Raw genomic sequence first — 19,071 nt, forward strand, 5'->3', positions numbered from 1 at the left:
GTGAAGCCCGTGCCGACATCGAGATGAACCGTCTGCTCTGCCTCAAGGCCGCCGACATGATGGACAAGGTCGGCAACAAGACCGCCGCGGCCGAAATCGCGATGATCAAGGTACAGGCGCCAAACATGGCGCTGAAGATCATCGACGATGCGATCCAGGCGCATGGCGGCGGCGGCGTCTCGGACGATGCCGGCGTGGCCAAGGATTACGCCCACATCCGCACGCTGCGGCTCGCGGACGGTCCGGACGAGGTGCACAACCGCGCTATCGCCCGGCTCGAGCTGAAGAAGTACGCCAACTCGGCGCATTGACGCCGGGCCGCAGGCTCGCGCAAAACGTCGTCGCCGGGCTTGATCCGGCGATCCATCTCGCGAAAAGATGGATACCCGGGCCTCGCCCGGGTATGACTGTTTCGGATGGTCGGAACGCGCGGCACGGACCGCGCGAACAAGAACAAGGGAGCGCCACTTTGGTCGGGAAGCGAAATGACGAGGACTACGTCGGCACCAAGCCGGTCGAGGAGCGGCATCGCGTCGACGAAGCCCGCCTCGCGGAATGGATGCAGGCGAATGTCGAGGGCTATCAGGGCCCGCTCGAGGTTCAGCAATTCAGGGGCGGGCAGTCCAACCCGACCTACAAGCTGGTCACGCCGAACCGCTCCTACGTGATGCGGCGCAAGCCGTTCGGCAAGCTGCTGCCGTCGGCGCACGCGGTCGACCGCGAGTTCAAGGTGATCGCCGCGCTCGGCAAGCAGGGCTTCCCGGTTGCGAAGGCCTATGCGCTCTGCACCGACGATGCTGTGATCGGCGTGTCGTTCTACATCATGTCGATGGAAGAGGGCCGGGTGTTCTGGGATCCGACCCTGCCGACTCAGACGCCGGAATCGCGCTGGGCGATCTTCAAGTCCAAGATCGAGACGCTGGCGCTGCTGCACAGCTATGATCCCGAGAAAATCGGCCTCGGCGACTTCGGCAAGCCGGGCAATTACTTCGCCAGGCAGATCGACCGCTGGACCAAGCAATACAAGGCCTCGGTGACCGATCCGATCCCGGAGATGGACCGCCTGATGGAATGGCTGCCGAGCACGCTGCCGCAGCAGGAGCGCGTGTCGGTGGTGCACGGCGACTACCGGCTCGACAACATGATCTTCCACGCCACCGAGCCGCGCGTGCAGGCCGTGCTCGACTGGGAGCTGTCGACGCTCGGCGATCCGATGGCCGACTTCACCTATCTGCTGATGCAGTGGTCGATGCCCGGCCTGATGGATGCCGACCTCAAGGCGCTGAACCTGCCGACGTTGGAGCAGGCCTCCGACATCTACTGCAAGGCGGCCGGGATCAGCGGCATCTCCGACATGAACTGGTATCTCGCCTACAACACCTTCCGCCTCGCCGGCATTCTGCAGGGCATCGCCGGCCGCGTCCGCGACGGCACCGCCGCCTCGGACAAAGCCAAGGAGTCGGCGGCCCGCACCGTCCCGATGGCCAAACTGTCCTGGGAATTCGCCCAGAAGGCCGGCGCGAAGTAAGCGCTTGGCCTTGCATTACTAACCGGCCGATCCCCGCGCCGCAGCGCGCTCCCTCTCCCGCTTGCGGGAGAGGGCTGGGGTGAGGGCGCCCCAGGCAGTGAGTTCGCGACTCCTCGATCGCGACGCGATCCACCCGCCTCACGTTTGTCATTCCGGGCTCGCGCTACGCGCGCCCCGGACTGACGAACGTTAAGGTGCAGCGCGCGGCAGGCCCTTGACAAAATTCCTAAAAGGACTATAGTCCGTCTTAACCCGCCCCGGGGAGAGGGGCGAAACGCGATCGTCACGGTTCGCGGGGCGGGGGGCGATGGACGCGGCAGCGTCAGGCAGGGACGTGAAGGCAGGGCGGGCTCTCTTCCACTGGAAGATCCCGTGAGCCGACACCTGTAGCGCGCAATTTCAAATGGCACCGCGCGCAATTTCAAATGTCACCCATCGGGGAACTCGATTCCCGCCCCCTCTGCGGTATTCTGACACGCCTAGATAGAAGTTCGGTTCAATGCTCGCCGCAGGCGTGCAATAACGCCACCTCCGATAGCGGAGAAAGCGTCATGAACCTGCAGTCGATCAATCAACAAGCGAGCCCATCCAATCCCTTCGACCCAAACCTGTGGACGGTTCCCGTCCACCGCGAAGGCTGGCTCCGATGTTCGGCCGAACGACAGCCCAATGGTGCCTTGCGGGTGCGTGGAGCCTTCGCCATCCCGGCATCGCACCCGGGTAAGTTCGTCGCCACGGTCAATGGTCAGCCCGCGCAAAATGCCTCCTACGGGCTTCCCGGCGATCCGATCTTCAATTACCGCGGCTACGAGCCGCCGACCGGCGGCCCAGGGTTCGAGTTCGACATCCCCGCAGACCAGGCGCCGCCCTTCCGCATTTCGGTCACCGATGAAGCCGGTAACCGCCTTTGCAAGTGGTGGCACGATTGGGTGTATCTGCCGGAAACAGGAATTCCTTATCCGGGCGCCGATCTGCAGAAGCGCAACAACTCGACGAACGACCACTGGTATCACCATGGTGGCGGAACGTTCGCCGCCAAACTGATCGATGCGATCCGCACGTTTGATGGCCGCGATCCGTCGGACTTCAAAACTATCGTCGATTGGGGCTGCGGCACTGGCCGCGTCACGCGGCATCTGCCGAAGATGTTTCCCGAGGCCCATGTGATCGGCGTCGATATCGATTCTGCCGCAATCCAATGGGCGGAAGACGAAACGCCGCTGATCAATTTTCATGTCTCGGAGCCCCATCCTCCGATGCCCGTCGCCGGCGGCATGACTGATCTGCTGGTCTCGCACTCGGTCTTCTCTCACCTACCGGAGGCCGATCAATTCAAATGGCTTGCGGACCTCGATCGAGTGATGAAGCCCGGCGGTCTCTTGCTCGTCACCACGCTCAGCGAGCTGGCTCCATTCATTCTGCCGGTGCCCGCTACGGCTCGGACGCAACTGATGTCGGGCGGGTTCACGTGCTTTGACACGGATCTTGAGGAAGTCACTCACCTCGAAATCAAGGAGGGTTATAGCGTTCGGCGCCTCGCCTATCAGTCGCACGACTACATCCGCCGCGAGTGGGGCCGTTTTTTTGAAGTTGTCGACATTCTCGACGGCTACGCGGACTTCCTCGCAATGGTCGTGTTGAGAGCCCGCTAACCCGCAAACCCAGAGAAATAGGTTGTTGTCGGGTCCCCTGATATCGTCAGCGCTGAACCGCTACCGTGCCCGGTCGACATCTCATAATAGTCAGTACCGTTGGCGTAGTCGTGGAACACCCCTTCACCCGACATATAACCGGCCACATACGCACCAGGAACGGGGCCGACCCTATAGGTCGCTCCGTTTTTGAGAAGACGTACGACAAACCGATCATTCAGAAGCACACCCGTCGTCCAGGTCAGGTTCGCCATCAACGTCACTGGACCTGCCGGCGGGGTCCACCTGCTGTTGGTCGCATCGTAGCGATTTCCGATATCGTATAATTTTGTACCAAAGGTCACCTTTGGATCCGCGCCTGACGAGACCACCTGAGCCGCCCCATTCTTGTGAGCCGCAAAACAGGCGGCACCGGCCGCGACCGCTGCCCGCGCCGCCGCTGCATCCGCCGCGGTGAACAACGATGAACCCACCGTAGTTGCACCAGCCGCAGTGCGTGCCGCAGCAGCATTGGATGCCGTCAAGAGCGCAGAGCCGACAGTGGTCGCCCCGATCGTATCGCGAGCATCGGCAGCGTTCATCGCCGTCGCCAGAGCCTGACCCGTCGTCGTCATGCCAAGGTTGCTGCGCGCCTGCGCCTTCTCGCCGGAGCTGGCCGACTGCGCGCGGACGAACGAGACCAGATCGTCGTTGATCATCGACGCGAGCGGAGTGCATTCGAGGATCGCGCTGCCGCTGAGATCGAGCGGGTTGTTGCTGTTGGACGAATAGATCACCGTCCGCGTCGCCGTGAGCGCGTCGGCGCCGAGCGTGAGATAGCCGAGTTCGATACCGTCGCCGTCCTGGATCGTATAGCCGGGCTGATCGCCAGCGACCGCGCCGGCGGCTGCGAAGCTTCGCCACGTCGCCGGCACGGTCCCGAAGGTGATCCCGCCGACGCCCGTCGTCGTGATGAGGTGCCGAACGTTGTCGAAGTGTTTGCGGGCCATTTAGAACGTCCTTTAATCAAGAGTGAAGAGAGCGACGCGGGCGCGGACCGGGAAGCGTCCGGGGACGATCGCCATTGATGCGGAGGGTGGTTTGGCCGTGACGATGCCGCGCACGGTCGCAGCGCTCGTCGCGATCTGGCCCGATGCCGGGTGCAGCGCCATGCTCGACGCCGTCGAGCCCTGCTGCGTCACGATCAAGCGAGACGGCATGAAGGTGTGAACGGCTTCGGTCAGGTGGCCGAAAGCGGCGCGGCCGAAGGCGCGCGATCGAAGATTGCGATAGCGGTCGCTCGGCACGCCGTTGATCGTGACGTGCAGCTTGCCACCGACGACTGCCAACGTGGTCGGGTTGAAGTTGCCGGGAATGCCGGCCGCAATGCTGCTCCCGGTCTTGACCACGAGCTGCGCCGAGGCCGGCGTGATGCCGAGCGTCGCATGCAGCGCGCCGAAGACTCCCACGATATGCCCGGCCGCCGGGTTGGCAACGATGCCGGCGATCGCCGCGGCGCCTTGATGCGCAATCAGCCCGCTTGCGCTCGACGATAGCAGCGCCTGGACCGTTCCCTCCACGACGCTGAACGAAGCACCGCCCGGCGTGAGAGCGATGTTGAACGGTGACCTCTCGCCCCGATGCGCAAAGCCGCCGCTGGCACTCGACGACAGCAGCGCCTGCACACTGCCGGCGACGGTAGTGACCACCGCCGAATATGGCGTGATGCCGACAGCGGCGTGCAGCGCTCCGGACGAGACGGCGACGACGCCGGCAGTCGGCGTCACCAGGATTGATGACCCGACCGCTGACCGGCCGAATGCCGCCCGTCCGAATGCGCCGCGCCCGAACGCCATGTTACTTCACCGGCTCGATCGACACGGCCGGCTTGGCCGACGTCGCTGGAATCGGCATGCCCTCGATATCGAGCAGCAGCGCATTCAGGACACTCGCCTCATCCGTCACGGCCTGACGCTCATCGTTGGCCCGGTCGCGGAAGCCGCGCAGCCGCTCGATCATCTTCGGATTCGGCTTGTCGGCCGCTTCGCACGCAGCGAGCTGACGCGTGAGGTCTGATGCCTTCTCGATCAGATCGAGCCGCCGCTGATTGCATTGCTCGCGCTCGGCGCGAACGATCTCCGCCGCCTCCGCCGCGGGAAGTCCGTCGATCCGCTTCATGATCTCTTCGAGCGGCGTCATGCGAACACTCCCTTGCCCTCGCGGAAGATGCCGTCGGTGCCGGGAGTGATGCCGAACTCGGACCCGTCCGGAATGGTGATCGCCGAGCCGAAGTCGAACCGGCCGACCACCTTGTCGCCGCTCGACGTATCCGAATAGATCACGATGTAGCGGAACGGCCCGATCGAGCCTAAGGACGCCACCCACTTGAACTGCGCGGACGTGAAGCGCCACTTTCCGTCTGCGGATGGCTGCGTCCAGACCACCGAGGTGAGCGTCACGCCGCCCGTGGTGTAACCGTTGCCGTTGGGGATCTGCGCGATATCGGCGAGCACCTCGTTGGCCGCGAGGTCCGGGGCGGTGTTGGTCAGCACCGCCTTGAAGGTGTCGCTCTCCAGATTGATGCGACCGGCGCCTTGATGGCCGATCGCCTTGTAGAATTTGTCAAACTCGACTGCCATTGGATTAGTCCTCGGTTAGGTGAAGATGCGGTCGGTGTAGAGGGTGACGGATAGCTTGGTGAGGCCGGTGCAGGATTCGACGACGAGCCGCAGGCCGTCGTCGTCGTTCAGCTGCGGCGACCATCCGGTCAGCGCGGCGTCGACGTAGTCGCGAGCATTGGTGAGATGCGGCTTGGCGCTGCCGCAGATGCTGTCGCCGGCAGCCGGCAATCCGGCCGCGAAGGCCTTGCGGCGAATGTCGAGCACGATCGAGCCGACACCGTCGGCGCGCATCCGCACGCGACGGATGATGCTCTTGACGCCCACCGGGATGTCGATCGCCGAGCCGGCCGCGATCTCGCTTCCTCCGGTGTCGAACACCACGGTCAGGCTGGACTGCGTCGGGAACGGATAGAACACGTCCCAGTCGGCCGAGCTGCTACCGGGCTCGACGCCGGTCGAGGCGCGCTTCGACACCCACAGCTTGCCCTGATGCGGAACGATCGTGCGTGCGCCGTAGGCGATCTCGGCGTCCCAGTCGCTCGTCGCAAATGCGAAATTCCCGTAGACGCCCGTGAAGGTCCAGAGCGCGCCTTGCTTCACCCACTCTTTGCCGGTGTTCGGTTGACGTGCGTACTGCCCTTCATCGCCCTTGCGTGGATCGGGCCCAGTCAGATCGGGCCGCACGTAGCGATAATAGCCTTCGGTGCCGAGCGCTTCGGCGATCGCGATGACGTCCCGCGCCACCTGCGGCGCGGCGAAGCTGTTGAGGCCGGTGTTGGTGATGACGTAGGCGCCCTGGACGATGGTCGGTCCCGGCCACGGCGCCGCGAGCGTCAGCGCGTCCTCGGCGTCGATGCTCTCGATCTCGACCGGGAAGTGACCGTAGAACGTCAGGTTGTCCCAGGCCTTCGCGTTCGAGGTCAGCGCCGTGCCGCCCGTGAAGGTCACCGTCGTTTGCCCGTTGAGCACGCTGGCCGTGCCGATCTTGTAGCTGCGGTTATCAGCCATGGCGTTTCACCAGTTGTTCGAGTTCGCCCGGAGTGGCTGCCGCGCGGATCTGCGCGAGCAGCGCCTGGCGCCGCGCCTCACGGTCCGCGAGCGTGTCGGGCTTGGTGATGATGTCGGCGGCCAGATCAGCGGCAGAGATCCCGCGCAGCTGCGCCTCGTCAGCGAGTGCCGCGACGGCGGCCTCGTCGCCGGCGACGGCGCGCCGGGCGAGATCGCGCTTGACCGCATAGGCGGCGTCGAGATGAGCCGCGGCAGCAGCCTCGCGGTTGAATGCACCGTCAACCTTGCGTTTCGCCTGCTCGCGCGCGGCCGGCATCGGATCGATGGTCAGCGTGATCCTCGTCATGCCACGGCCTCGATCTCGGTGACGTGCGTCTTGAACGGCCACAGGTCGACGGCGATCCGATAGATGCACGGCACCGGAATGGCGATCTCCAGCTCGGTGGCGCCGGGCTTTCCTTCGTAGACCACCAGCCCGCCCGTGGTGATCGTCACGCAGGCATTGCGCGGAATGCCGATCAGCACCGCCTTGTCACTGCCACCCGCCTTGATGCGATTGCGCATAGCGATGACCGACAGATCGCGCCGCTTCGCCAGTGTCCTGTCGGCGCTGTCGGGACGGTCGACGTACCAGGCCTCCGGAGACCGCAGCGTCGCCTTCTCGTCGATGACGAACGAATGCCCGAGGTCACGCAGCTGCTGCTCATAGCGGGCATCGGGCGCGAAGATCTTCGAGCCCTGAGTGATGCGGCCGATGCCGTCATGGATCGCGAAGAACGACATGCTCACCCGTAGTTCTTGAGAATTGCGAAGTTGATGATCGCGTCCATGTAGCGGACCGAGCCCGCGTCATGGACGAAGTTGAGCCCCCAGAACTCTTTGCTGGGCGAGATGAAGGCGCCGTAGCCGTCGTATCCGGAGGTGTGAAACGGCGTCTTCAACGCGCGCACCGATCCGGATGGCGCCGATTGCTTTCCTGCGATCATGAACAGCGGATAGGTGCCCGGCGGCGTCTGCACGACAGGCCCAGCGCTGACCGCCCATGCCGGCGACCAGTTGAAGTTCGTCAGCGACGGCACCGCGACATACCCGGTGCCCCACAGCCGCAGCGGCTTGATGTCCGAATTGAACAGCAGATCAAACACGCCGGCGCTCGCCGCGTCCTGTCCGCCGGCGGCGATCTTGAGGCCGGTGCCTCCGCCCTGGAATATGACGCTGCGGCTCATGTGAACGGCTGATTGTAGACGGCGTAGTTGGTCGGCCGATCCGTCTGGATCGCCATCCACGAGCCGTTGTCGACGATGGTTGCGGTGGCCTTGGTCATTGGCTTGAAGGTGATTCCTCCGTCCTGGTCGGTGCCTCGCTTCAGTCCCGAGGGTGAAGGCCTGATCGCGCCTTCGAGGCCGGAGATGCCGACGATGTCGTACATCGGCTCCCGGCTGGTGATGATCACGAAGGGCGATCGCGAGAAGCCAAGCCCGATCGCGGCCGGGCCGCCGACCCATCCGAACAGCACCAGCTGCGAAATCTTGCTGGAGATGTTCAGCCGCAGCTGATCATCGGTGGCGAAATAGGCGTCGATGCCCGGCGGAGCGACGAACAGGCCGCAATCCGCGTTGTGTCGAACGCCCATGACGATGTTGCGATCACTCATGGCGCCGGCACCGCGATGCGATAGACGGCGTACAGCACGGTGATCGGATCATAGGTGCTGATCACGAAGCCGTTGGAAGCGATCGACGCGCCGATGCCATAGACGGTGTCGCTGACGTAGTCGTCGTAGACCACATTGCCGTCGAGGCGTCGCACCTCAATGAAGGGCGAATATCCGAGATCGGGAAACGGCACGGTGACCGGCGCGTAGTATTGTCCAGATCCTGCGATCCCGATCGCGTGAACCTTCACGATGTCGTTCCACTCGGAGTCGAACGACATGCCTTCGTCCGGCCCGGTGTAGGCATCGTAGCCGATCAGCGACGTGCGGAGCCGCAGGACGCCGTCGAGCCACCGACCAATGACTGCGCTGCGGTCCGTCATCGGTAGAACTCGATCCGCGACTCGCGCCAGACCGCCACCATCTTGCCGCTGGGGCTCGTCTGGTATCCCGAGTTGATGTAGTCGAGGTTGGCGATAAAGGCGGTGAGCGTTGCGGTGTTTAGCGCCGAGACGTTCATGGTCCCGTCGAGATACATGTTGCCCCGGAAGCCCCAGCTCGGCACGCCGCCGATCGTGCCGGCGGTCATGATCGGAACGGGAGCGCCGCCGTTCACGCCGGGCTGCTGCCATTGCCACTTGTCGGCCTCGATGATGAAGGCCGAGGTGCCGCCGCCGCCAGCGATCAGCTCAAATCCCGCGGCCGCGCCGTTGGCGTTCAGCTTCACCGAATAGCGCGACTGTGTATAACCATCGAGGCGCGCGATCGCTTCCTGCTGCGTGGTGACGGAGCTGCTCAGATCGCCGATCGACGACTCGGTCTCTACCTTGTACTGAGCGACCGAGGTGTCCAGCTCCGATAATGCGGCAGCGGTCACCTGCACGGCGCTCGCCACTTCGCCGATCTGCGTATCGACTTGCAGCTGGTAACCAGCGAAGGCGTGATCGAGATCCGACACTGTGCCGGCCAGCTCGGTCACCGACGCCTGACCGTCGGCCGACTCCTGATGGAAGATTTCCTTGTCGATCAGGCCGCGGGCCGCGACCTTGGCGGCGGCCTCGAGCGAGCGGGCCTCGATCTCGGTCAGCGCATCCTTGACCTGGTTCTGCAGCGTCGTCATCTGATAGCGGATGCCCGCGACCAGTTCCTCGGGAGAGAGCCGAACGTCCGGCGTAGTCACCGGCATCCAGTCCGACGGAATGATGTCGCGCGGCGCGGTCGGGATCAGCCGCGCCTCGACCTCGTAGTCGGTCTCGGGAAGCAGCCCGCGGATGATGATCGCGCCTTCGGCATAGAACGGCGTCTGATTGCTGACGACGATGTCTTCGCTCTCTGCCTCGCGCACCCGATAGGCGACGCCGGAGATCCCCGCCAAGGTGCCGTCCCATGCCAGCCGGATGCACGGGCGCCGTTCCAGTCCGCTGGCATCACGCTCCACATAGGGCTCGACCAGCCAGCTTAGCGTTCCCTGCGGCGCCGGACGCACGAACGTCGTCGGGCCGATCGTCACGCCCTGGTAGTCGGTCTCGTGATTCCAGTCGTAGTCGGCCGGGTCGACCTCGGTCACCGCCATGGTGACGTCGAGATTGGCGTGGTCGGTCATGCCGTCGACGCGGAACAGCTTCGCCGAATAGCCGTTGCGGGTCGAGGTCCATTGGCCGACGTCGCCGGGCTCGGCCAGCCAGAACGCCGGCGGAAATGCCAGCTCGTGCGTGCGCGCGCGCCGGGCCTCGTCGATCGCACTCTTCTGCAGGCGCTGCACCTGCGCCGCATACGGCACGAAGTCGAGCAGAGGCGTTGCCATCAGCCGCCGGCCGCCGTCGCGCGCTTCGAGATCTGGCCGGTGATAGGCAGGCGCCGTGATGACGCTCCAGCCTTGTTCCGGATCCGGATAGCGCGCCTGCACGCCGTTGGTGCTCCGATCGAGCGAGAAGAACGGCTGGAACGTATGCTCCTCGGTCGACAGCAGATCCGCGTCTGTCCAGCTGAACGACGGGCTGTCCGGCGCGCCGGCATGATACTTGTAGAAGCCGCCGACCTCAGTCAGCCGTCCCTGGCAGGTGCTGTTCAGCTTGCTGATGATGTCGAGCGGCGCCTGATCGACCGAGATCTGACCGCCGGACCGATAAGCCGGCTCGATCCCGTTCTCGCCCTCGACACCGCTGCGGCACTTGGCGATCTGCACCAGCCAGTTCGTGATCGGCAGCCGCGGCGCGCTCATGCGCTGCGCGCCGTAGAACCAGGCGCCGCCGTAGTTGATGCCGCGGAGGATGTTATAGGCCTGGACCACCGGCAGATCGTCGCCGTCGCCGCCCCAGGTGGAAGGATCGCTCCAGCGCTGCGGTCCGTCGCCGCCGGCAGTGGTGTCCTTCGACGGGTCGTAGAGCGGGATCGAGCCGGGCACGAACTTGTAGCTGGGGAAGCCGGCGAACAGCGTGTCCTCGACCAGCGCGGTGCAAATCACATAGGCGACGCCGAAGCCGACGCGCGTCGCCTCATAGGGATAGTCCGCGCTCGAAACCCGGTTGACCAGATACGGGTCGGCCGCTGTCTGCCGGCCGTCGTAGTACTTGATCCACAGATGGTCCTTGCCGTCCTTGCGGTACTGCGCCAGCGGAACGCCGAACTCGCCATGCGCTTCTCCGGACAGCAGCGTGCACAGCTCGCCGTTGACCCACACTTCGCGCAGCGGACCGCTCGGCAGGTCGGCGAGCGCAATGACCTGGACGTGATAGGCGTTCGGTGTGTCGCCGTCGTTGCCCCACTCGTTGGCGTAGACCAGCGATCCCGCCGTGAAGCTGTAACCGACGATGAAGCTGCGCGGAACGTCGCCAGCGGCCTGCAGCTGGCCCTGCGCCGAGAAGTGGCTCTCGGCCGACTGTGACGCCTGTTCCGGCTTCTTGCGGAGCAGATAGGAAATGCCGACCGAGGTGGCGAGAACGCCGACCGCAACGAAGGCCGTCGCGAAGAAACCGGTCAGGCCGATCGCCGAAGCAATTGCGCCGAAGATGGCTGTAAAAATTGCCATTTCAAAGCGCCTTCAAGAAGTGGGTTTCGGCGGTCTGGTAGCCGCGTCGCAGATACAGCTTCGCCACCTGCGGATCGCTCCCCATGCCCGCCATGCCGGCGAAGACGCAGCCCTGACGCCGAGCCCAGTCCTCATAGGCGTCCAGCATCCGCGGCGCGGCGCTGCCGCCGCGATGTGCGGGGTCGATCCACCAAGCCGTCTCGCTTGCGATCCACACCGGACCGAACCGGTGCTCATAGGCGGCAGCGAGCAGCACGCCGCGCGTGATGCCGTCGCGATCATCCGCCGCGAGGCAGATCATTCGCGGCGACCGCACGTGCATCAGGAACAACCGTTCCGCATAGGCTGGCTCGAACGGCACCACGAAGCCGGTCGGACCGTCAGCGCGATCGAACCCGGCGCCGAGGTGCGATGCGTGCAGCAGCGCGACGGCCCGCTCTTTGTCGGTGTCGACTGCAAGGCGAACGATGCTCATCACTTGCTCCCGCCGCCGCTGCCGACAGTGCCGTTTGCGCGGCCCCAGAAATGCTGGCGATCGCCGACCGTCGCCACGTCCTGGTAGAAGTTGTCGGTCGCGCCTCGCTGCCGCTGCGAAGCGTCGGAGCGCGTGTCGGAGGATGAGCGCGTCAGCTCCTGGGTGTGAGACGTGCAGGTCAGCTTGACCGTGCCGAACTCGTTTTCCTTGACGGTGGGAATCGCGACCAGATCGATGAAGCCGTAGAACCTCGGGATCGCCGGGCCGGCCTGTTCGCGGCTGACCTCGTCGAACAGGCCACGATGGATCTGCACCACGCCTTGCTTCGCGTCGTAGCTGCGCAGCAGATCGTTGACGCGGCCGGAGCATTGCGCCAGCTCGATCGTCACCGTCTGCACCGTCAGATCGGACACCAGCGCGATGTCGGAGATCTTCACCAACGTGCTGCTGCCGATATAGGTGCGCGTGACGATACCGCCGGTGTCGGGGTCGATCACCTGCGCGTCGAACGATCCAACGTCCGACCACATACCGTCATAGACCGGAGAGCCGTCGGCGATCGCGCGGACCTGCAGCCACAGAAAATCGCGCGACACCAGGGTGCGAGCGCGCAGCGCATTGTAGGCCTGCTCGGAAAGGCTGCGGGTCATGGGATCTGCACCGCCTGAAACGAGATCACGGTCTGCGTTCCGTTGTACGTCTTGGGCTTCACCGAACCGGGCGCGAGATTGAACACGCCGCGCGGCTCGCGCAGGTTCACTGCGGTGCCGAGTTCCCAGCCGGGTCGTAGATGCGGCCGCACCTCGAACTGCGTAGTTGCTCCGGCGCCGTTCGCCACCACGCGCTCGCTGACCCGGTGCAGCGCGCGGCGCCCGTCGAAGTCGAACGACAGATAGTCGCCCTTGCTGATGATCTGCCCGGCCTTCAGCCCGGTCAGTGCGATCGCCTTGTTGTTGGCGTTGACGGCCGACAGCACGCCGTCGTTGGCCGATCCGTCCGGATAGAGGCGCGGCACCGGCCGGCGCAGGTCATAGGCCTCGAACGGGTTGATTACGCCGTCGAGCGTGTCGAGATCGGCTTCGAGCTCCAGCGCCACGGCATTGCGCAGCGGCTCGGTGACGAAGCTTGCGAGCCAGATCGCCGAGCCGAGATCCTTGCCGATCGAGATCCCGTCGGCCGTGCGGCTCATCTCCTGCCGCGACACCAGCACCAGCGGATCGCCGGTGAAGCCGACATTGGCGAGCAGATCGACGCGGGGAAAGCTGATCGTCATCGGATCTTCCACGCTGCCTTGCCGGCGTTGTACGCCTGCGCGACATGATCGGTGAATTGCGGGCTGCGCACGAAGTCCTTCACGGTGCCTGCAGAGACCTCCTGCGCAATGCCCTTCGCGACGTCTGTCACTACGGTTTTCAGTTTGCCGTCGTCGTCGACGCTGACGGAGAGACGGAACTCCTGAGGCGCGGCGCTGCCGACCGATCCGCCGGACGAAGAAGTCTGCAAGCTGGGCAGCCGTGCGATGTTGCCGAGCGAGTCGAGCGAGCCGCCATCGGCGAAGGCCGGCAGGTACGGCTTGCTCACGTGATGCGGAAACACCGTCACGCCGCCGGCATGCACCTTGATGATCTCAGCACCGCGCTCGCCGACCACGCCCCAGCCAGGTCCAAACGTGCCGCCGTCCGCCGCCGCGAAGGTCGGTCCATAGCCGCCGATGCCGTCCGTCGCGAAGCTCGTCTTGCTGCTGCCGCCGAACAGCGACGACAGCAGGCCGCTGCCGCTGCCGCCCGTGAATGCGCCGAACAGTCCGGAGACCAGGTTGTCGAGCGCCTGGTCGGCGAGCTTGTCGATGATGCGGTTCAGCGCGTTGACGCCGGCGGTGCCGAACGCTTCCCACACGGTCGCGCCCTGCTGCAGCTGTGTGCGAAAATCGCTGAAGGCACCTTTGGTGACGTCGAGCGTGGTGTTCTTCAGCTGCAGCATCGACTGATTGAATTTCAGCGCGGCGGCGGCAGAGCTGTTGAGTGCCTTCTCGACATCGTCGCCATACGCGCCGCGCAGCTGCTCGGCGATCTGCGCGTCGTCGGCCGTCAGTCCGAGCGTCTTGCGCTGGAACGCGGCGTCGGACTGCACCCGCGCCAGCGCCAGCTTCTGCGCGGCCTCGCCGGCGCGATCGCCGATCTGCTTCACGCGATCGGCATATTCGCCGGCCACCTTGATGCCGGCCTGCTGCGCGGATTCGGTCAGCACCGCTTCGACGCGCATCTTGGCGATCTCGCCGGCGCTCTTGCCGGTCGCCGCGGCTTCGGCCTCGGCGCTCGCGGCCTGCCGGTCCATCGACTTCGCGAGCCGCTCGAACTGACCGGCGGTGTCCTGGACGTCGCGGCTGATGTTCAGCCGGGATCGATTCTCGGCGACGTTCTCTCCCTTCAACAGGCCGCGCGCCGCATCGTTCTGCGACTTCGCGGTCGCGATCTCGATTGCCTTGTTGGCGAAGTCGGTGACCTGTCCGGCGGCCTTGAGCAGTTGCGGATTGAGTTCGGTGATCCGCGCAATCTCGTCGATGAACGCCTTGACGTCCGGCCGCCCAGCCTTGAAACCGTCCTGCAGCTTGAACAGCGCATCCTCGAACGCGACGAACTCAGGCTTCACCTGCTTCACGCCGGCGAGGAAGTCTTCAATTCCGCTGTACGTGGTCAGGTTCGAGATCGTCTTGCCGACCTCGCTCATCAGCGACGCGCCGAGCTTCAGGTCACTGAGGTCGATCTGCAGCTTGATGAACGCTTTGCTCTGATCGTAGAACTGCCCGGCGACGTTCTTCGTATCCGAATAGGCGTCGCGGACGCGGCCGATCAGCCGCTGCTGCTCGGTCAGGTTCTTTTCGAGATTGGCGCTGCCGCGATTCTGGATCTCGTAGTAGGCCGAGACGGCGGCGGTCGCGACGCCGAAAGCGCCGGTGAGAAAGCCAACCACGCCGACCGAACGCGACAACGCGCCCAGGCTCGCCGTCAGGCTGCTCGCCGTGCTGGCGTTCAGCGCGATCGCATCGTTCGACCCTTTGGCCTTCGCAGCCAGCTCGCCGAACTTCGACAGCAGGATCGAAGCCGTCGCCACCAGGTTGTCGTTTGCCGCGCCTGCCGCATCGGCGCTGCCCTTCATCGATCCGGCGGCGCCGCTTGCCTTCTTGAAGCCGTCCTCGAGGCCCTTCGCCGTATCGGTCGCGGTCTTGCCCAGGTCAGTGACGGCCTTCGACGCATCGGTCGCGGCTTCCACCGCGCCTTTGCTGTCGCCGTCGATGACCAGAGAGACCCGCATGGTCAGCTGTTACTTTCGTTCAGTGCGGCGCAGGCCGCGGCTTCCATGATGCGCAGTCCGCGCCACAGCGCGGGCGTGATGGTGATTTCTTCGGCGTCGAGGCCGACACGCACCGCCGTGTAGTCGAGGCTGACATAGACGAGGCGTGTCGGCGCCGACGCGCCGCCGCCCATCGTGGCGAAGCCGCCGCCGCCGATCGCCGCAGTCCGCCACTGCGACGCGACCGACAGGAACGCCCGCACGGTGTCGGCATGTTCCGGCCAAATGCCCGCATAGTCCGCGGCCTCGATCGGCGCCGGCGTAGCGAGCGCCTCGGTCAGTTCGGCGATCGACTCCGCGTCCATCCCGAACCGCCTCGCGTCGGCGATCGCTTTGGCTTCGCTGGGATCGGGGGCCGCCGGCGATGAGCCGCGCGCCCATTGCCGGGCGGCCCATGTCAGTTTCCCTCTTTGACCTTGTTCACCGCATCGAAGTAATGGGCGATGATCGCCCGCCGGACGTTGCTCATCCGCAGCAGCTTCTCGCGCAGCTCCAGCGAGCACACCACCGGTTCGCCGGTCGGACCGGTCAGGCCGTCGAGCTTCGCCACCAGCGTGAACAGGAACTTCGACGTGCCGTCACCAGTGGTGAGGTCGAACTTCTTCACCTCGTCGGTGTCGAGATAGTTATAGGTGACGTCCAGCTTCTCCTCGGAGAAGCCGCCGTCGACCGGCGTCATCACCGTCACGGTGTGGGTGAAGGTCGGGTTTGAAACGATCTTGAACATGGTGTGTCCTGACTAGGTGAGCGTGAGAGAGAACTGGTCGTTGCCGGTGCCGCTCGGCAGCGGCGTCAGGGACAGCACGCGTTCGGCGATGCCCTGGTTGTTGGTGGCGGAGCCCGGCCGCTTCAGCTGGCAGGTCGGCGCCGCGATCGTCGCGATGTTGCCGGCAACGGTGCCGTGCACGATCTCGGCCGGGATCAGCGTCTGGGCGGCAGCAAGCGCGAACGGATCGAAGTCGGTCAGCGGCGTGACCTCGACCGTGCAATCGAGCGCTTCGGCGCGATCGGTGATGATGATCTTCTCGACGTTGACGAGGAGCCGCGGCTCGACCTTGTTGCCGAGCTTCAGGCTCCAGCTGCGAAGCGCCAGCGCGACGCTGTTCAGTTCGAAGGTCGGCGTGTTGGCGGCTGCCGCGATTTTCGGCTTCTTGAACCCCGTGAGCGTCGTCGCCGGCCGGCTCACTTCGGCCGGCGCGACCCACAGCCCGGTGAAGGTCCAGCGAATGCGCGGAATGCCCTGCGCGTCCAGGCTGATCGTCGCGTCGCCGCGCGCGCCCTTCAGCGCGTGCAGCGTATCGCCGAGCCAGAACTTGACGTAGAGGCTCTCCATGTCCTCGCTGATCGGCGAGTACGTCACGGACGTGTTGGCGACGATCACTTCGGCGCAACCGCAGCCGCGCATCAGCGGTCCCCAGCCGGGCGCGGTGCCGGCTGTGCCGGAGCCTGCAAGCTCGGTCGAGAATTCGATGATGACGTGCAGCCCGGCCGGGATCGTGGCTTCGCCCGACAGATAGTCGCGGATCAGATTGCGGGCGACGTCCTGGCCTTCCATCGGCCGCAGCGAGATATCGGTGGCGAGGATCGCATTTGCGGCGCCGGTCAATGTCGGGTCGGTCGCATAGACCGACTCCAACTTGGCGAGCAACACCATCTTCCGGAAGAAGACCTGATCGACCATCGTTACTTCTCCGTCTTGGCTTTGCGCGCCGGCTTGGTGTCGGCGGGCTGTTTGTCGGCCGCCTGAAGCCGTTCGGGCGTGTTGGCGATCGCGAACTCGTCGGCCGCCTTGATCAGTTCGACGGCGAGCCTGGTCAGCGAGCCGTCGGGTTCGCGGCGATAGCTGCCGCCTTTGTGCGGGTGTTTCATCGTGCGATCCTGAGTTGATCGAGAAGCGTGTATTCGAGCTGGTAGACGACGAGCCCCTTGGTGACCGACACGAGCCGGCCGCGACGGAACATCAGCACGCCGCTCGCATCCTCCGGTCCCCAGCCGGCGAGCGCGGCGGTGACGGCGTTGCCCAACTCGTCGATCGTCGGCAGCGCCTTGCGCGCCTTGGCGTCGCCGAGTGCCTTGATGCAGAGGATCACGCCGACGGTCTCGCCGATCGTCTGCGTGTGCAGGCCGGCAGCCGTTGCGCCGCCGCCACCTTGATCGTCGGCGCCGAGCGGGATCACGAAGGCCGAAACCTCGCGCTGCGGCGGCGCGCCGGCGTCGGTCAGCGCCGCCAGCTCGGCCACGTAGTCGAGCTTGCCCGTCAGCGCCGGCACTTCGGTTTCGAGCCGTTCCTTGACATGCACGATCAGGCTCACGCGGCGGCTCCGTTCTCGGAGGCCAGCCACTGCTCGGCGATCGATAGGATCTCGCGCTCGTCGTCGTCGTCGAGACCGAGAAAGGCGCGGACCGGCATGGTGATGGTGTGGGCGCCGATCTCGGCCTTGCGGGCGCGATCGGCCTTGTTCGGCTTGGCAAAGCGCGATTGCCCGGTCTTTGAATTGGTCTTGAAATGCAGCACCGCGGTGCGGGCCGCCTTGTTGATCAGACCACCGAACTGATGGATCGCCGCATAAACCACGTTGGTGCCGATCTCGACGTTGTCGCTCGACGCCTGATAGGTGATCGAGCGCATCAGCCGCGCGGTGAGCCGCAGCGTAAAGCCGCCGTGTTTCTTGACCCGCAGCGACGGCGGCCAGGGCGATCCGTCCGGCGCCTTCGATGTCTCGAAGCGATGCTGCGTCGAGGTGGTGACGGACGCGCCGATATTCTCGAACAGGCCGAGCTTGTCGCCCGCACGCGCGATGTAGCCGGCCAGCGGCGCCAGCGCGTTATCGGCGTCCTTCAGCGAGATCCTGATCAGCGCGCCGGTCATCAGATGTAGCCCTTCAGGCTTTCGGCGGTGAGCGGGCGTTCGCGGTCGGTGACGCGCACGCCGTTGGTGCCGGACGCTTCCGGTTCGACGCCGGCGACGTCGAGCCGGATCGAGCCGCCGGCAATCAGCAGCAGCTTCTTCTCGGCATCGACGTAGTCCTGGCGGATCTTCTCACCGACCGCGTCGCGGTGCAGTTTGTAGATCGCGATCGCGATCGCGATGTCGCGCAGCAGCGGCGGCGTGGTCGGCAGCGGCAGCGCGTAGCGGCCCTTGAGATAGCCGTCGATCGCCGCGTCGGTATCGGCAAGCGCGCGCGCCACCACGGCCGCGTCGATCTCGCCCGTCGCCACGTCGGCCCGGTCGGTGAGATCGACCAGCATGGCGGTGCCGAAGCGGTCGACCAGGTCGGATTGCGATGCGTAGGTCACGACTCGACCTCGATCCGCAGCGCGTTAGACTGCACGTAGGCGTATTTGTTGACAGACTCCGCATTGCCGCCGTCGACCACGACGAAGCGGGCTGCCATTGCCCCGGGGATGAACTTGCACAGCTCGGCGGCATCGAGAATGCGGCGCCCCTTAGCATCCGAAGCCCGCGCGAGATCCTTCGCGAGATGGCGCATGCCCAAGGGATCGGAGCCGAGAAAGCCTGCATCGGATAGCGGCAACCCCTGCTGAACGACCACGGCCGGATTGCGCAACAGATCGAGCAGCGCATCGCCAAAGCCGAGCACGCCGCTGAAAGCTTTCTGATCTTCGACCTGATCGGCGCCGAAGCTGGCGAGCTGCTCGACGATCGAGCGCAGGCTGGCGCCCCGCGCGAAGGCTTCGCGGCCGGACTGATAGGACTCTTCGTCGATTTTGAAAGGCGGTTCATTCGCCATGTCGGCACCCCTCGGTTGATCCG

The 19,071-nt window shown here is 65.2% G+C and carries 26 protein-coding genes; 3 read left to right on the plus strand and 23 right to left on the minus strand.

Going from position 1 to position 19,071, the window contains the following annotated elements:
• The 3 genes from ACOJTD_RS09055 to ACOJTD_RS09065 all read left to right on the plus strand — a co-directional run.
• Positions 1–311: acyl-CoA dehydrogenase family protein (locus ACOJTD_RS09055; protein ID WP_420132587.1), on the plus strand; the 311-nt coding region annotated here is incomplete at its 5' end.
• 158 nt (positions 312–469) lie between these two features.
• Complete coding sequence (locus ACOJTD_RS09060) at positions 470–1,528, plus strand: phosphotransferase family protein (RefSeq protein ID WP_420132588.1); 1,059 nt, start codon at positions 470–472, stop codon at positions 1,526–1,528.
• 551 nt (positions 1,529–2,079) lie between these two features.
• Positions 2,080–3,180: a class I SAM-dependent methyltransferase gene (locus tag ACOJTD_RS09065; RefSeq protein ID WP_420132589.1), complete on the plus strand. Its 1,101-nt coding sequence runs from the start codon at positions 2,080–2,082 to the stop codon at positions 3,178–3,180.
• On the opposite strand, the gene ACOJTD_RS09070 is transcribed toward ACOJTD_RS09065, so the two are convergent.
• The 23 genes from ACOJTD_RS09070 to ACOJTD_RS09180 form a co-directional block, all read right to left on the minus strand.
• The gene (locus tag ACOJTD_RS09070; RefSeq protein ID WP_420132590.1) at positions 3,177–4,169 is read right to left on the minus strand and encodes a hypothetical protein; all 993 of its coding nucleotides are present in this window, start codon (positions 4,167–4,169) and stop codon (positions 3,177–3,179) included. The two genes, ACOJTD_RS09065 and ACOJTD_RS09070, sit on opposite strands and share 4 nt — an antisense overlap.
• 12 nt (positions 4,170–4,181) lie before the next feature.
• Positions 4,182–4,844, minus strand: a complete 663-nt coding sequence (locus tag ACOJTD_RS09075; RefSeq protein WP_420132591.1) for a hypothetical protein — start codon at positions 4,842–4,844, stop codon at positions 4,182–4,184.
• A gap of 172 nt (positions 4,845–5,016) precedes the next feature.
• Positions 5,017–5,358 (minus strand): hypothetical protein, encoded by a 342-nt coding sequence (locus ACOJTD_RS09080; protein WP_420132592.1) that lies wholly within the window; start codon positions 5,356–5,358, stop codon positions 5,017–5,019.
• Positions 5,355–5,798: a hypothetical protein gene (locus tag ACOJTD_RS09085; RefSeq protein WP_420132593.1), complete on the minus strand. Its 444-nt coding sequence runs from the start codon at positions 5,796–5,798 to the stop codon at positions 5,355–5,357. Before ACOJTD_RS09085 ends, ACOJTD_RS09080 begins: the two co-directional genes overlap by 4 nt.
• 15 nt (positions 5,799–5,813) lie before the next feature.
• Entirely contained in the window at positions 5,814–6,788 is a 975-nt protein-coding gene (locus ACOJTD_RS09090; protein ID WP_420132594.1) for a hypothetical protein, read from the minus strand.
• Positions 6,781–7,134 carry a hypothetical protein gene (locus ACOJTD_RS09095; RefSeq protein ID WP_420132595.1) on the minus strand — a complete coding sequence of 118 codons (354 nt, stop codon included), beginning with the start codon at positions 7,132–7,134 and terminating at the stop codon, positions 6,781–6,783. The genes ACOJTD_RS09090 and ACOJTD_RS09095 overlap by 8 nt, the downstream gene beginning before the upstream one ends.
• The gene (locus ACOJTD_RS09100) at positions 7,131–7,577 is read right to left on the minus strand and encodes a hypothetical protein (RefSeq protein ID WP_420132596.1); all 447 of its coding nucleotides are present in this window, start codon (positions 7,575–7,577) and stop codon (positions 7,131–7,133) included. Before ACOJTD_RS09100 ends, ACOJTD_RS09095 begins: the two co-directional genes overlap by 4 nt.
• On the minus strand, positions 7,574–8,014 hold the full coding sequence (locus ACOJTD_RS09105; RefSeq protein WP_420132597.1) for a hypothetical protein: 441 nt from the start codon (positions 8,012–8,014) through the stop codon (positions 7,574–7,576). Before ACOJTD_RS09105 ends, ACOJTD_RS09100 begins: the two co-directional genes overlap by 4 nt.
• On the minus strand, positions 8,011–8,442 hold the full coding sequence (locus tag ACOJTD_RS09110; RefSeq protein WP_420132598.1) for a hypothetical protein: 432 nt from the start codon (positions 8,440–8,442) through the stop codon (positions 8,011–8,013). The genes ACOJTD_RS09105 and ACOJTD_RS09110 overlap by 4 nt, the downstream gene beginning before the upstream one ends.
• Positions 8,439–8,825: a hypothetical protein gene (locus tag ACOJTD_RS09115; RefSeq protein WP_420132599.1), complete on the minus strand. Its 387-nt coding sequence runs from the start codon at positions 8,823–8,825 to the stop codon at positions 8,439–8,441. Before ACOJTD_RS09115 ends, ACOJTD_RS09110 begins: the two co-directional genes overlap by 4 nt.
• A complete protein-coding gene (locus ACOJTD_RS09120; RefSeq protein WP_420132600.1) occupies positions 8,822–11,470 on the minus strand; it encodes a phage tail protein in 2,649 nt (882 codons plus the stop codon). Before ACOJTD_RS09120 ends, ACOJTD_RS09115 begins: the two co-directional genes overlap by 4 nt.
• 1 nt (position 11,471) lies before the next feature.
• Positions 11,472–11,945 (minus strand): GNAT family N-acetyltransferase, encoded by a 474-nt coding sequence (locus ACOJTD_RS09125; RefSeq protein ID WP_420132601.1) that lies wholly within the window; start codon positions 11,943–11,945, stop codon positions 11,472–11,474.
• Positions 11,945–12,595, minus strand: a complete 651-nt coding sequence (locus tag ACOJTD_RS09130) for a hypothetical protein (protein ID WP_420132602.1) — start codon at positions 12,593–12,595, stop codon at positions 11,945–11,947. The genes ACOJTD_RS09125 and ACOJTD_RS09130 overlap by 1 nt, the downstream gene beginning before the upstream one ends.
• Complete coding sequence (locus tag ACOJTD_RS09135) at positions 12,592–13,218, minus strand: hypothetical protein (RefSeq protein WP_420132603.1); 627 nt, start codon at positions 13,216–13,218, stop codon at positions 12,592–12,594. The genes ACOJTD_RS09130 and ACOJTD_RS09135 overlap by 4 nt, the downstream gene beginning before the upstream one ends.
• A complete protein-coding gene (locus tag ACOJTD_RS09140; protein WP_420132604.1) occupies positions 13,215–15,257 on the minus strand; it encodes a hypothetical protein in 2,043 nt (680 codons plus the stop codon). Before ACOJTD_RS09140 ends, ACOJTD_RS09135 begins: the two co-directional genes overlap by 4 nt.
• A 2-nt stretch (positions 15,258–15,259) precedes the next feature.
• Positions 15,260–15,601, minus strand: coding sequence for a DUF1799 domain-containing protein (locus tag ACOJTD_RS09145; protein ID WP_420132605.1), 342 nt, complete (start codon positions 15,599–15,601; stop codon positions 15,260–15,262).
• Between the two features lie 92 nt (positions 15,602–15,693).
• Positions 15,694–16,023, minus strand: a complete 330-nt coding sequence (locus ACOJTD_RS09150; protein WP_420132606.1) for a hypothetical protein — start codon at positions 16,021–16,023, stop codon at positions 15,694–15,696.
• Between the two features lie 12 nt (positions 16,024–16,035).
• Positions 16,036–16,977, minus strand: coding sequence for a phage tail tube protein (locus ACOJTD_RS09155; RefSeq protein ID WP_420132607.1), 942 nt, complete (start codon positions 16,975–16,977; stop codon positions 16,036–16,038).
• 2 nt (positions 16,978–16,979) lie between these two features.
• Complete coding sequence (locus tag ACOJTD_RS09160; protein ID WP_420132608.1) at positions 16,980–17,165, minus strand: hypothetical protein; 186 nt, start codon at positions 17,163–17,165, stop codon at positions 16,980–16,982.
• Entirely contained in the window at positions 17,162–17,608 is a 447-nt protein-coding gene (locus ACOJTD_RS09165) for a phage tail terminator protein (protein ID WP_420132609.1), read from the minus strand. The genes ACOJTD_RS09160 and ACOJTD_RS09165 overlap by 4 nt, the downstream gene beginning before the upstream one ends.
• Complete coding sequence (locus ACOJTD_RS09170; RefSeq protein WP_420132610.1) at positions 17,605–18,165, minus strand: phage virion morphogenesis protein; 561 nt, start codon at positions 18,163–18,165, stop codon at positions 17,605–17,607. Before ACOJTD_RS09170 ends, ACOJTD_RS09165 begins: the two co-directional genes overlap by 4 nt.
• Positions 18,165–18,593, minus strand: coding sequence for a gp436 family protein (locus ACOJTD_RS09175; protein WP_420132611.1), 429 nt, complete (start codon positions 18,591–18,593; stop codon positions 18,165–18,167). The genes ACOJTD_RS09170 and ACOJTD_RS09175 overlap by 1 nt, the downstream gene beginning before the upstream one ends.
• The gene (locus tag ACOJTD_RS09180) at positions 18,590–19,048 is read right to left on the minus strand and encodes a hypothetical protein (RefSeq protein ID WP_420132612.1); all 459 of its coding nucleotides are present in this window, start codon (positions 19,046–19,048) and stop codon (positions 18,590–18,592) included. Before ACOJTD_RS09180 ends, ACOJTD_RS09175 begins: the two co-directional genes overlap by 4 nt.
• Between the last annotated feature and the right edge of the window lie 23 nt (positions 19,049–19,071).

Origin of the sequence: Rhodopseudomonas sp. (assembly GCF_048594845.1) — a bacterium.
In the GTDB taxonomy this organism is placed as follows: Bacteria; Pseudomonadota; Alphaproteobacteria; order Rhizobiales; family Xanthobacteraceae; genus Rhodopseudomonas.

What these genes read in the sequence shown, in the direction of transcription:
- ACOJTD_RS09095 (WP_420132595.1), bottom strand. Translation starts at nt 7,134, where the DNA reads ATGACGAGGATCACGCTGACCATCGATCCGATGCCGGCCGCGCGCGAG.
- ACOJTD_RS09150 (WP_420132606.1), bottom strand. Translation starts at nt 16,023, where the DNA reads ATGTTCAAGATCGTTTCAAACCCGACCTTCACCCACACCGTGACGGTG.
- ACOJTD_RS09130 (WP_420132602.1), bottom strand. Translation starts at nt 12,595, where the DNA reads ATGACCCGCAGCCTTTCCGAGCAGGCCTACAATGCGCTGCGCGCTCGC.
- ACOJTD_RS09155 (WP_420132607.1), bottom strand. Translation starts at nt 16,977, where the DNA reads ATGGTCGATCAGGTCTTCTTCCGGAAGATGGTGTTGCTCGCCAAGTTG.
- ACOJTD_RS09140 (WP_420132604.1), bottom strand. Translation starts at nt 15,257, where the DNA reads ATGCGGGTCTCTCTGGTCATCGACGGCGACAGCAAAGGCGCGGTGGAA.
- ACOJTD_RS09180 (WP_420132612.1), bottom strand. Translation starts at nt 19,048, where the DNA reads ATGGCGAATGAACCGCCTTTCAAAATCGACGAAGAGTCCTATCAGTCC.
- ACOJTD_RS09120 (WP_420132600.1), bottom strand. Translation starts at nt 11,470, where the DNA reads ATGGCAATTTTTACAGCCATCTTCGGCGCAATTGCTTCGGCGATCGGC.
- ACOJTD_RS09080 (WP_420132592.1), bottom strand. Translation starts at nt 5,358, where the DNA reads ATGACGCCGCTCGAAGAGATCATGAAGCGGATCGACGGACTTCCCGCG.
- ACOJTD_RS09170 (WP_420132610.1), bottom strand. Translation starts at nt 18,165, where the DNA reads ATGACCGGCGCGCTGATCAGGATCTCGCTGAAGGACGCCGATAACGCG.
- ACOJTD_RS09070 (WP_420132590.1), bottom strand. Translation starts at nt 4,169, where the DNA reads ATGGCCCGCAAACACTTCGACAACGTTCGGCACCTCATCACGACGACG.
- ACOJTD_RS09085 (WP_420132593.1), bottom strand. Translation starts at nt 5,798, where the DNA reads ATGGCAGTCGAGTTTGACAAATTCTACAAGGCGATCGGCCATCAAGGC.
- ACOJTD_RS09115 (WP_420132599.1), bottom strand. Translation starts at nt 8,825, where the DNA reads ATGACGGACCGCAGCGCAGTCATTGGTCGGTGGCTCGACGGCGTCCTG.
- ACOJTD_RS09160 (WP_420132608.1), bottom strand. Translation starts at nt 17,165, where the DNA reads ATGAAACACCCGCACAAAGGCGGCAGCTATCGCCGCGAACCCGACGGC.
- ACOJTD_RS09145 (WP_420132605.1), bottom strand. Translation starts at nt 15,601, where the DNA reads ATGGACGCGGAGTCGATCGCCGAACTGACCGAGGCGCTCGCTACGCCG.
- ACOJTD_RS09090 (WP_420132594.1), bottom strand. Translation starts at nt 6,788, where the DNA reads ATGGCTGATAACCGCAGCTACAAGATCGGCACGGCCAGCGTGCTCAAC.
- ACOJTD_RS09135 (WP_420132603.1), bottom strand. Translation starts at nt 13,218, where the DNA reads ATGACGATCAGCTTTCCCCGCGTCGATCTGCTCGCCAATGTCGGCTTC.
- ACOJTD_RS09110 (WP_420132598.1), bottom strand. Translation starts at nt 8,442, where the DNA reads ATGAGTGATCGCAACATCGTCATGGGCGTTCGACACAACGCGGATTGC.
- ACOJTD_RS09065 (WP_420132589.1), top strand. Translation starts at nt 2,080, where the DNA reads ATGAACCTGCAGTCGATCAATCAACAAGCGAGCCCATCCAATCCCTTC.
- ACOJTD_RS09125 (WP_420132601.1), bottom strand. Translation starts at nt 11,945, where the DNA reads ATGAGCATCGTTCGCCTTGCAGTCGACACCGACAAAGAGCGGGCCGTC.
- ACOJTD_RS09105 (WP_420132597.1), bottom strand. Translation starts at nt 8,014, where the DNA reads ATGAGCCGCAGCGTCATATTCCAGGGCGGAGGCACCGGCCTCAAGATC.